We start from the raw sequence: 10880 nt of genomic DNA on the forward strand, positions 1-10880 counted from the left end.
CGCGATCGGTGACGGCGAGGTCGAGCCGGTCGGGCTGCGCGGACCGGGAGCCGTACCAGGAGCGCAGCCGCTCCGGGGTGAGTTCGACGGAGGGGGCGAAGGTGAAGCGGACGACCTCCGGGTCCCGGATGATCTCCCCCATCGCCTCGGCGTCGGCCTCCGTGAAGGGGCGCAGCACGGTCCGCTCCCCGGTGAGGGTGGGTTTGTCGGTGAAGTTCATGGCGGCACTGTGCCCCACCCGGGTGGTGGGGCACAGCCGCTTTTCCCGGAGGTCCTCCCTGGGTCAGCCCCGGCCCCGGTTGCCCGGTCGGGAGGCCACCCAGGTGCGGACCGTGTCCGCGTACCAGTAGGGCTTGCCGCCCTCGACATGGTCCGGCGGGGGCAGCAGGCCGTGCTTGCGGTAGGAGCGCACGGTGTCCGGCTGCACCTTGATGTGCGCCGCGATGTCCTTGTAGGACCACAGCCGTCGGTCGGTCATGTGTCGTACCTCCCCGCGCGCACCGCGGCGGCGGCCGGGGTGGCCGTCCGTGGGGGAGCCGGGTGCCGCGCTGACGATCACCAGCCTCGCGCCCGGTGAACGACACCGGGCGGGAGCGGGTCAGGGGGCGTGCGCGGATGTGACGGAAAGCCCGCACACCCGTGACGGGTGTGACGGAACGGAGGTCTTTGTGACACGAATGACGCAAAGGCGTACGCCGGTCGTACGGCGGGGGCGCTCCGGACCCCCTCGTGCCGCGGCGGAGGCACCGGACTCCCGTACGGGTCCACCTGGTTCGCACGTCGGTTCGAGATCGGCTCGGGACCGGCTCGGGGGCCGGCCGGTGGGCGTCGTGGGCGCCCACCGCGCTGTGCGGCCCGCCGTCCGCCACGTGCCGAGCTGCCGGGCGCACCGCCCCGGTCCGGCCCGCGGCCGGAGCGGCGCCGTCAAGATCTCGTCCGAATGTCCGGACAAAATGTTGACAGGGTTTCCCGCCCGGGCTAGAACCGGGGAGAGCCGTATGGTCCGCACGGAGGAAGAAGAGTGTGTCGGCTCCCGGGTGTGAGGGGTGTGTGCACGTTGGTCACCGATGGTGTGTACGCGTCCCGGGGCGCCCGGCCCCGGATCACCTCCGGCGCGGGAGGCCGCTTTGCTTTGGCAGGAGCGAAGTGCGAGCGACGACTCCCCGCCCGCTATGGCCCCGCGCCGGAGGTTCAGGCCCTGGACGACGGTGTCCGCCGGGGCGCGGGCCGGTTCCGCGCCCCCGCCGCTCCCGCACGTGTCCGCCGTTCCCGCATGTGTCTACGCGGAGACCGAAACGGCCGACACTGTGTCGGGCGCATCCGAAGGCCCGGGCCTGTTGGGATGGACCCGTGGCCGGAACCGCGACACGGCCGTCCGCGGTCACGGCGCACGAGCTGCACGAACGGCACGTCTCCACCCGTCGCCGCCATCTTCAGAAGGAGCTCTCGGTCATGACGAAGATCGTCAACCACTGGATCGGCGGCAAGACCGCCGAAGGCGCCTCGGGTACCTACGGCCCGGTGACGAACCCGGCGACCGGTGAGGTCACCACGAAGGTCGCGTTCGCCTCCGTCGAGGAGGTGGACGCCGCGGTCGCCGCCGCCAAGGAGGCGTTCCTGAGCTGGGGCCAGTCCTCGCTGGCCCAGCGGACCGCCGTCCTCTTCAGGTTCCGCGCGCTGCTGGACGCCCACCGCGACGAGATCGCCGAGCTGATCACCGCCGAGCACGGCAAGGTGCACTCCGACGCCCTCGGCGAGGTGGCCCGCGGCCTGGAGATCGTCGACCTGGCCTGCGGGATCAACGTCCAGCTCAAGGGCGAGCTGTCCACGCAGGTCGCCAGCCGCGTCGACGTGGCCTCGATCCGCCAGCCGCTGGGCGTCGTCGCCGGCATCACGCCGTTCAACTTCCCGGCCATGGTGCCGATGTGGATGTTCCCCCTCGCCATCGCCTGCGGCAACACCTTCGTGCTGAAGCCGAGCGAGAAGGACCCGTCCGCCTCGATCCGCCTCGCCGAGCTGCTGGCCGAGGCCGGGCTGCCCGACGGCGTGTTCAACGTCGTCCACGGCGACAAGGTGGCCGTCGACCGCCTCCTCGCCCACCCCGACGTCAAGGCGGTCTCCTTCGTCGGCTCCACCCCGATCGCCCGCTACATCCACACCACCGCCTCCGCCAACGGCAAGCGCGTCCAGGCCCTCGGCGGCGCCAAGAACCACATGCTGGTGCTGCCCGACGCCGACCTCGACGCGGCGGCCGACGCCGCGGTGAGCGCGGCCTACGGCTCGGCGGGCGAGCGCTGCATGGCGATCTCCGCGGTGGTCGCCGTCGGCGCGATCGGCGACGAGCTGGTGGAGAAGATCCGCGAGCGCGCCGAGAAGATCAAGATCGGCCCCGGCGACGACCCGGCCTCCGAGATGGGCCCGCTGATCACCAAGGCCCACCGCGACAAGGTGGCCTCGTACGTGGCGGGCGCGGCGGACGAGGGCGCCGAGGTCGTCCTCGACGGCACCGGCCACACCGTCGAGGGGTACGAGGACGGCCACTGGATCGGCATCTCCCTGCTCGACAAGGTGCCGACCGACGCCAAGGCCTACCAGGACGAGATCTTCGGCCCCGTCCTGTGCGTGCTGCGCACCGAGACGTACGAGGAGGCCCTGGAGATCGTCAACGCCTCGCCGTTCGGCAACGGCACCGCGATCTTCACCCGGGACGGCGGCGCCGCCCGCCGCTTCCAGCTCGAGGTCGAGGCCGGCATGGTCGGCGTGAACGTGCCGATCCCGGTCCCCGTGGGCTACCACTCCTTCGGCGGCTGGAAGGACTCGCTCTTCGGCGACCACCACATCTACGGCAACGACGGCACGCACTTCTACACCCGCGGCAAGGTCGTCACCACCCGCTGGCCCGACCCGGCCGACGCCCCCACCGGCGTCGACCTGGGCTTCCCGCGCAACCACTGACGGCCCACCGGCCGGTGGGGCCGCCCGCCCGTGCGGGCGGCCCCACCCCGTCCACGCACGGCTGCCGCGTACCACGAACGCGGTACGCGGCAGCCGCCCCGTACGCCCCTGGGAGGGGCCGAGGTTCGGTCCACGGGCGGCGTCGGGGCGCCGGACGCACCCCGTACCGTTGACGCATGGATCTTCGACTGCCCGGAGCGCGGTGGCTGCGGTCGCGGCGGCCGCGACGGACCCTGGCCGCCGTCGCGGCCGTCGTCGTGCTCGCCGGTGCCGGTACCTGGACCGCCGTCGCCTCGGACGACGCGCCCGCGGTCCGCCGCGCCGACCGGGTCATGGACGTGGGCGACGGGGTGCGCATCGACACCTCGTACTTCACCGCCGGTCCGGACGGCCGCCGCCCCGCCGTCCTGCTCGGGCACGGCTTCGGCGGCAGCAAGAACGACGTGCGCCGGCAGGCCGAGGACCTCGCGCGCGACGGGTACGCCGTCCTCACCTGGTCCGCGCGCGGCTTCGGCAAGTCGACCGGGAGGATCGGGCTGAACGATCCGGAGGGCGAGGTCGCCGACGTCTCCCGGCTCATCGACTGGCTGGCCGACCGGCCCGAGGTCGAGCTCGACCGGGCCGGCGACCCGCGCGTCGGCATGGCCGGTGCCTCCTACGGCGGCGCCATCGCCCTGCTCACCGCCGGGCACGACGACCGCGTCGACGCCGTCGCCCCGGCGATCACCTACTTCGACCTGGCCGAGGCGCTCTTCCCCGACGGCGTCTTCAAGAAGCTGTGGGCCGGGATCTTCGTCAACACCGGCGGCGGCTGCGAGCGGTTCGAGCCCGCGCTGTGCGAGATGTACGAGCGGGTCGCCGAGTCCGGCACCCCGGACGAGGACGCCCGCGCGCTGCTCCGGGCGCGCTCGCCGTCCGCCGTCGCCGACCGCATCGACGTGCCCGCCCTCCTGCTGCAGGGCCAGTCCGACTCCCTCTTCCCGCTCGGCCAGGCCGACGCGGCCGCGCAGGCGATCCGCGCGAACGGCGCCCCCGTCGCCGTCGACTGGATCGCGGGCGGGCACGACGGCGGCGACCCGGAGACGAGCCGCGTCCAGGCGCGCGTCCGGGCGTGGTTCGACCGGTACCTGAAGGAGGACAAGGGCGCCGACACCGGCCCGGCCTTCCGCGTCACCCGCACCGGAGGCGTCGACTCCACCGACGGCCGGGCCCAGTTGCGCGGCGCGAGCGCGGACCGCTACCCGGGCCTGGACGGCGGCGGCACCTCCCTCCCCCTCACCGGCCGCGAACAGAGCTTCGCCAACCCGGCCGGCGCCAACCCGCCCGCCGTCTCCGCGCTCCCCGGCCTCGGCGGCTCCGGCGGCCTGGCCCAGCTGTCCTCCCTCGGCGTCGGGGTGTCCCTCGACTTCCCCGGCCAGCACGCCCGCTTCGAGTCCGCCCCGCTCCCCGGCGACCTGCGGATCACCGGATCGCCGACGGTCACCGTCCGCGTGAAGTCCACCGGCGAGGACGCCGTGCTGTTCGGCAAGGTGTACGACGTCGGCCCGGACGGCCGGCGGCAGGTGCTGCCCTCCCAGCTGGTCGCGCCGGTCCGCGTCGAGGGCGCCGAGGCCGGCAAGGACGTGACCCTCACCCTCCCGGCCGTCGACCACGAGGTCCGCAAGGGCCACCGCCTGCGCCTCGTCCTCGCCTCCACCGACCTCGGCTACGCCTCACCGGCCGCCCCGGCGACGTACACCGTCTCCCTGAAGAGCGGCCTCACGGTGCCCACCGCCCCCGGCGTGACCACCGCGGCGGCCCCGCTGCCCGCGTGGGTGTGGTGGCTGCCGGCCGTCGGCGCCGTGACCGCCCTCGCCCTGCTGCTGACCGGCCGCCGCCGGACGGCGGCCGCGCCCCCCGACCCCGCACTGGCCGACGTGCCGCTGCAGATCACCGGCCTGAGCAAGCGCTACGCCCGCTCCGCCGACCGGTACGCCGTGCAGGACCTGTCCTTCCGCGTGGAGAAGGGCCAGGTCCTCGGCCTCCTCGGCCCGAACGGCGCGGGCAAGACCACCACCCTGCGCATGCTGATGGGCCTGATCAAGCCCGACGGCGGCGAGATCCGGGTCTTCGGCCACGCCATCCGCCCCGGTGCCCCGGTGCTGTCCCGGGTCGGCGCCTTCGTCGAGGGCGCGGGCTTCCTGCCGCACCTGTCCGGCCGGGAGAACCTCGAGCTGTACTGGCGGGCCACCGGCCGGCCGCCCGAGGACGCCCACCTGGACGAGGCCCTGGAGATCGCCGGCCTCGGCGACGCCCTCGCCCGCGCGGTGCGCACCTACTCCCAGGGCATGCGCCAGCGCCTCGCGATAGCCCAGGCCATGCTCGGCCTGCCGGACCTGCTCATCCTCGACGAGCCGACCAACGGACTCGACCCGCCCCAGATCCGCGAGATGCGCGAGGTGATGATCCGCTACGCCGCCACCGGGCGCACGGTGATCGTCTCCAGCCATCTGCTGGCGGAGGTGGAGCAGTCCTGCACCCACCTCGTGGTCATGGACCGCGGCCGGCTCGTCCAGGCCGGCCCGGTCCACGAGATCGTCGGCTCCGGCGACACCCTGCTGGTCGGCACGGAGGAGCCCGTGGACGAGCCGCTCGCCGAGAAGGTCGCGGCCCTGCCCGGCGTCGCCTCCGCCGTCCGCACCGACGAGGGGCTGCTGGTCCGGCTGGACGCCGACGGCACCGCCCCGCGCCTGGTGGCGGAACTGGTCCGGCTGGAGGTGCCGGTGGCGTCGGTGGGCCCGCACCGCCGCCTCGAAGACGCCTTCCTCACCCTGATCGGAGGTTCCGCATGAGCACGCTCACCGAGCGGAACGAACCCGCCGGGCCGGCCGGGCACCCCGGGCCCGTGGAGACCGCCGCCGGCTACCGCGCGGGCCGCACGCTGCCGCTGCGCGTCGAACTGGTGCGTCAGCTCAAGCGCCGCCGCACCTTCGTCATGGGCGCGATCCTGGCCGCCCTGCCCTTCGTCCTGGTGGTCGCCTTCGCGATCGGCGGCGAACCGGAGGGCCGGGGCAACCGCGTGAACCTGATGGACACGGCCACCGCGTCCGGCGCCAACTTCGCCGCCGTGAACCTGTTCGTGTCGGCGGGCTTCCTGCTGGTCATCCCCGTCGCCCTGTTCTGCGGGGACACGGTCGCCTCGGAGGCCGGCTGGTCCTCCCTGCGCTATCTGCTCGCCGCGCCCGTGCCCCGCATGCGGCTGCTGTGGTCCAAGCTGATCGTCGCACTGGGGCTGAGCCTCGCCGCGATGGTGCTGCTGCCGCTGGTGGCGCTCGCCGTCGGCACGGCGGCCTACGGCTGGGGCCCGCTGCAGATCCCCACCGGCGGCGCGCTCGACCCCGGCACGGCGGTCGGGCGGCTCGTGGTGGTCGTGGCGTACCTCTTCGTGTCGCAACTGGTCACCGCCGGGCTCGCGTTCTGGCTGTCCACCCGGACCGACGCCCCGCTGGGCGCGGTCGGCGGCGCCGTCGGCCTGACCATCGTCGGCAACGTCCTGGACGCCGTGACCGCCCTCGGCGACTGGCGCCACTTCCTGCCCGCGCACTGGCAGTTCGCCTGGGCGGACGCCGTCCAGCCGACCCCCCAGTGGTCCGGGATGATCCAGGGCACCGCCGTCTCCGTGACGTACGCCCTCGTGCTGTTCGCGCTGGCCTTCCGCGGGTTCGCCCGCAAGGACGTGGTCTCCTGACGCCGGACCGCGCGCACCCCGTGCGGTCCAACCGGGTGAACCTGCGCAACCGATCGGCGTGAGGCGGGTTGAGGAGGGAGTAGGCCATACGGCGACCGAGGGCCGGGACATGTGTCCTCGGTTGCCGGCCTCCATGCCGGGGCCGGCCACTCCGATTCTTCAAGCAGGAAGACAATCACATTGCGACAGACCCTGAGCAGGGGAGTGTTCGCGGCGGCCGCCGCCACGGGCATTCTGTCCCTGTACGGAACCCCCGCCCTCGCCGACTCGTACGCGGTGGGTGGGGTCGAGGATGCTCCCGGTGTGCTGTCCGGGAACAACGTGCAGGCGCCGGTGCACGTGCCGGTGAACGCGTGCGGCAACACCGTCGGTGCGGTCTCGGCGTTCAACAGCGCGGTCGACGGCTTCTGCGCCAACGGTTCGCAGGCGCGGGAGTCCGGAGACCAGGCGTCGGCCTCCTCGCGCGGCGCCTCCCCGCGCGGCGCCTCCTCGTCCGGTGAGTCCGGCGGCGGTGCGCAGGCGGTGGGCGGCACCGAGGGATCCCCCGGTGTGCTGTCCGGCAACAACGTGCAGGCACCGGTGCACGTGCCGGTCAACGCGTGCGGCAACGACGTCACCGCGGTCGGGGCGTTCAACGAGGCGGCCGACAGCTCCTGCGCCAACGGCTCGCAGGCGCGGGAGTCCGGAGACCGGTCGTCGGCCTCGCGCGGCGCCTCCTCGTACGGCAACTCCGGTGGTGCGCACGCGGTGAGCGACACCGGGGGATCCCCCGGTGTGCTGTCCGGGAACAACGTGCAGGCACCGGTGCACGTGCCGCTGAACGTGTGCGGCAACACCCTCGACCTGATCGGTCTGTTCGACTCCTCGTACGGCACCTCCTGCGCCAACACCACGCAGCCCGGCTACGGCACCGAGGACGTCACGCCTCCGCGCACCGTCACCCCGGCGCCCGAGCCCGGCAAGCGGACGCCGCCCGCGCCTCCGTCCGTGGACGAGGAGCGGCCCGGCCCCGGTCCCCAGCTGGCCGAGACCGGCGCCGAGGGCCTGATCGTCGCCTCGGCCGCCAGTGCCGCACTGATCACGGGCGGGGCGATGCTGTACCGCCGCCGGCGCGCCGGCGTCCACCGCTAGCCGCTCCCGGTGCCGGGCACACCCCACCCGGCACCACCGAACCCCGGCACGTCCCCCGGACCGACCCGGGCCACCCGCGAGGTGGCCGAACCGGTCCGGGGGACGAACCATGTGCGCGGGCGGGCGGCGTGCGCCGCCCGCCGCCCGCCCCGGTGTCAGGGACCCACCGGTGACGGCGACGCGCTCCGGCTGCCGGCCGGAACGGGAACCGTCCCGCGCGGCGGGGTCGCCCTGAGCCGGCGGCGCACCCCCTGCACGAGGGTCCCCGCCGTGAACGTCGCACCGTGGACGAAGCGCATGGCCGGGCCGAAGCCGGACGCGGTCACCAGGCCCGCGAAGAACAGCCCGGGGTGGGACGACTCGAAGGTGTGTCCCAGGGCCGGGGAACCGTCGGGCAGGGTGGCCAGCGTGCCGCGCAGTTCGGCGGAGAGCAGCCCGAGCCGGTCGCAGCGCGCCCGGAACCCGGTGGCGGCGATGACGTGTTCGGTCTCCAGGCTGCGCCGGCCGCCCTCGAGGTTGACCGTCTCCAGCAGCACCCCGCCCGGCACCGCGCTCGCCCGGGTGACCTCGTGGCCCGGCAGCAGGTCCACCGCCCGCTCCACCCGGTCCCGCACCCACCAGGCACCCGCCGGTCCCAGCGCCGTGGCCGCGATGCGCGACCGGGTCGCCTCCGGCAGCCGGCGGTAGAGGCCGGGGCGCTCGGAGTAGAACCAGTTCCGCCAGCCGGGACCCAGTCCGCTGTGCGGGGAGCGGACCGACTGCCACCAGGGACGCTCCCAGGGCGGCGGCACGTCGTTCCAGCGCAGCCGCTCCGCCCGCGCCAGCACCCGCACCCGCGTGCCCTGTTCGGCGAGCAGCGCCGCGGTCTCCAGCGCCGCCTGACCGCCGCCGATCACCGTGACGTCCTTGCCCTGGAAGCGGCCGAGGTCGCTGTGGTGGCTGCTGTGCGTGACCAGCGCGGGGTGCAGTCCGCGCAGGGCCTGCGGCACCTCGATGAACGGCATCACCCCGACCGCCAGCGCCACGCTCCGCGCGCGCAGCGCCTCCCCGTCCTCGGTGACCACCGTGAAGCCGTCCGGGCCGGGCGTCACCCGGGTCACCGTGCGCTCGTCCACCGGCGGCGCGGCGTGCCGGGCGAACCACAGGCCGTACGACGCGAACTCCTCCACCGGGATCGGCTCGGCGTGACGCGCCGTCAGCCCCTGCTCGGCGCAGTAGGCGTCCAGCCGCCAGCGGCCGCGCGGGTCGGAGAGGTTGGACGCCCACGGCTCGGACTTCAGGAACATGCCGCGGGGCATGTGGTCCCGCCAGGACGCCATGGGCCGGCCGAACACGCGCAGGTCCAGCCCGGCGGCCGCGGCGTGGGACGCGATCGACAGACCGTACGGACCCGCGCCCACCACCAGAAGGTCGTACATCATCAACTGCTCGCTTTCTCGTTGTCGGTCAGGGAGGGCGAGACCGCCCGGGGAACGGGGCGCGGGGCCGGCACCGGAGCCGTCGCGGTCAGCCGCTCGCGCAGCCGGCCGGTCACATGGCGGCACCACAGGGCCCACATCGCCCGTCCGGGGCCGCGGTCGTCCCGGGCGTACCAGGCCAGTTCGCGGCTGCCCGGCGCCGTGCGCAGCGCGGCGAACGGCGCGTAGTTCTCCACCACGAACGCCCGCCCGGCCACCGGGTCCCCGGCCGGCAGCTCACGGCCGGTCAGGTCCAGGTGCAGGGCGCGTACGACGTCCAGTCCCGCGCTGTCCGCGAAGAGCCGGAACTGGGCGCCGGGGCGCGGGTTGAAGTCGAGCAGGTGGTAGCGGCCCGTCGTGCCGCAGCGGCGGAAGTCGAGGTCGAAGACGCCGCGGTAGCCGAGTTCGCCGGTGAGCCGCTCGGCCAGCGCCCGCACCTCGGGGTTGGGTGTCCAGCGGCCCACGGCGGTCAGCCCCGCCCCGCGCGGCCAGGACAGCTGCTTGCGGCCCGGTCCGCCCGCGCGGACGGCGCCCGAGCGGTCGGCGTAGCCGTGGAAGAACCAGTCCCGGTCGGGACCCGGCGGCAGGTACGCCTGCAGCAGCAGCCGGCTGCCGGCCTCCTCGGTGCGCAGGTACAGCTCCCGGGCCTGCTGCGCGGAGTGCACCAGTTGGGTGCTGCGCAGCCCGCTCCCGGCCGGCAGCAGCCAGGGCCGGCTCCATTTCGCCACCAGCGGCAGCCCGAGCCGCCGCGCGTCGTCGGCGGCCCGCTCCGGGCCGTCCGGGACCAGGGTCACCGGGTGCGGGACGTCCGCGGACGCGCACACGGCGGCCAGTTCCGCCTTGTCGGCGACGCGTTCGGCCAGGGTGCCCGGCATCTCCGGCAGCAGGTAGTGGGGGGCGAGGTCGTCCCGTGCGCGGCTGACGGCGATGGCGCTCGCGTCGTCCAGCGGAACCAGCACGGCGGGGCGCGCGACCCGGTCGGCCACGTGGCGCAGCGCGGCGAGGATCTCCCGCTCCGACGCCCCCGGAGGAGGCGGGGGGTGCATCCGGTGCACATAACGCGACCGGTGGACGGGACTTCCCGCCGTATCGGCGACGACGTGCACCTCCACACCCGCCCGGCCGAGCGAGCGCACCGCCCCCAGTGTTCCGTGGTGAAAGGGATTCCGGTCGGTCCGCAGCAGTACGGCGGGGACGCGGATGTCGAACAACGACACGCGATCTCACTTTCTCTTGGCTTTCTTTGCTTTCTTTTGGATCGACTCACCCACACGGGCGAGCCCGGCACTCGAAAGCCGTATGACGCTGGCGTCGTCGGTTTTCCTGTGCCTTTACTTCGTATGACTGTTCGTCAACAAAGAGGACAGCGGCAGAAGGCGGACGAGAGCGAGAAGAGGAGCAGCCATGGCCCCACAGCACCAGCGGGTCCGGGTTCGCGGGCTGGCCCTGGGCGCGGCGGCGGTCGCCGTGACGGCCGCCCTGGCGGCCGGTCCCGTGGCGGGGGTGGGGACGGGGACGGCGCGAACCGACGACGCCCGCCCTCCGGTTCCGGCCCCGACGATGCCCGACGTCACGCCCCCGGTGCCGCTGGCACCGGGGGCGTGACGTCG

The 10880-nt window shown here is 74.3% G+C and carries 9 protein-coding genes and 1 pseudogene; 6 read left to right on the plus strand and 4 right to left on the minus strand.

What is annotated here, in order from left to right:
- A partial coding sequence (locus B7L92_RS30165) for a GNAT family N-acetyltransferase (RefSeq protein ID WP_143626400.1) occupies positions 1 to 220 on the minus strand: 220 nt, incomplete at its 3' end.
- 63 nt (positions 221 to 283) lie between these two features.
- Positions 284 to 478, minus strand: a complete 195-nt coding sequence (locus tag B7L92_RS30170; protein WP_016826185.1) for a helix-turn-helix transcriptional regulator — start codon at positions 476 to 478, stop codon at positions 284 to 286.
- Positions 479 to 1027: 549 nt separating this feature from the next.
- Here B7L92_RS30170 and B7L92_RS39805 point away from each other — a divergent pair.
- From B7L92_RS39805 to B7L92_RS43550, 5 genes and pseudogenes are all read left to right on the plus strand, one after another.
- Positions 1028 to 1210 (plus strand): annotated as a pseudogene (locus B7L92_RS39805) (5-deoxy-glucuronate isomerase); the annotation flags it as partial.
- A 242-nt stretch (positions 1211 to 1452) separates the two neighbouring features.
- The gene (gene mmsA / locus B7L92_RS30180; protein ID WP_081240525.1) at positions 1453 to 2955 is read left to right on the plus strand and encodes a CoA-acylating methylmalonate-semialdehyde dehydrogenase; all 1503 of its coding nucleotides are present in this window, start codon (positions 1453 to 1455) and stop codon (positions 2953 to 2955) included.
- Between the two features lie 176 nt (positions 2956 to 3131).
- Positions 3132 to 5786 (plus strand): alpha/beta fold hydrolase, encoded by a 2655-nt coding sequence (locus tag B7L92_RS30185; RefSeq protein WP_081240526.1) that lies wholly within the window; start codon positions 3132 to 3134, stop codon positions 5784 to 5786.
- Positions 5783 to 6682 carry an ABC transporter permease gene (locus tag B7L92_RS30190; RefSeq protein WP_081240527.1) on the plus strand — a complete coding sequence of 300 codons (900 nt, stop codon included), beginning with the start codon at positions 5783 to 5785 and terminating at the stop codon, positions 6680 to 6682. Before B7L92_RS30185 ends, B7L92_RS30190 begins: the two co-directional genes overlap by 4 nt.
- A 180-nt stretch (positions 6683 to 6862) precedes the next feature.
- Complete coding sequence (locus tag B7L92_RS43550; protein WP_304364723.1) at positions 6863 to 7813, plus strand: chaplin; 951 nt, start codon at positions 6863 to 6865, stop codon at positions 7811 to 7813.
- A gap of 155 nt (positions 7814 to 7968) precedes the next feature.
- Here B7L92_RS43550 and B7L92_RS30200 read toward each other — a convergent pair whose 3' ends face one another.
- Complete coding sequence (locus tag B7L92_RS30200) at positions 7969 to 9231, minus strand: NAD(P)-binding domain-containing protein (RefSeq protein ID WP_081240531.1); 1263 nt, start codon at positions 9229 to 9231, stop codon at positions 7969 to 7971.
- 2 nt (positions 9232 to 9233) lie between these two features.
- Complete coding sequence (locus B7L92_RS30205) at positions 9234 to 10487, minus strand: carboxylate--amine ligase (RefSeq protein ID WP_081240529.1); 1254 nt, start codon at positions 10485 to 10487, stop codon at positions 9234 to 9236.
- Between the two features lie 187 nt (positions 10488 to 10674).
- Here B7L92_RS30205 and B7L92_RS30210 point away from each other — a divergent pair, with 187 nt between their 5' ends.
- Complete coding sequence (locus B7L92_RS30210) at positions 10675 to 10875, plus strand: hypothetical protein (protein ID WP_081240530.1); 201 nt, start codon at positions 10675 to 10677, stop codon at positions 10873 to 10875.
- The last annotated feature ends 5 nt before the right edge of the window (positions 10876 to 10880 follow it).

Origin of the sequence: Streptomyces viridosporus, from assembly GCF_002078235.1 — a bacterium.
GTDB lineage: Bacteria > Actinomycetota > Actinomycetes > Streptomycetales > Streptomycetaceae > Streptomyces > Streptomyces viridosporus.

Coding starts and splice junctions, on each gene's coding strand:
- B7L92_RS30185 (WP_081240526.1), top strand. CDS start 3,132: ATGGATCTTCGACTGCCCGGAGCGCGGTGGCTGCGGTCGCGGCGGCCG.
- B7L92_RS30190 (WP_081240527.1), top strand. CDS start 5,783: ATGAGCACGCTCACCGAGCGGAACGAACCCGCCGGGCCGGCCGGGCAC.
- B7L92_RS30170 (WP_016826185.1), bottom strand. CDS start 478: ATGACCGACCGACGGCTGTGGTCCTACAAGGACATCGCGGCGCACATC.
- mmsA (WP_081240525.1), top strand. CDS start 1,453: ATGACGAAGATCGTCAACCACTGGATCGGCGGCAAGACCGCCGAAGGC.
- B7L92_RS30200 (WP_081240531.1), bottom strand. CDS start 9,231: ATGTACGACCTTCTGGTGGTGGGCGCGGGTCCGTACGGTCTGTCGATC.
- B7L92_RS30210 (WP_081240530.1), top strand. CDS start 10,675: ATGGCCCCACAGCACCAGCGGGTCCGGGTTCGCGGGCTGGCCCTGGGC.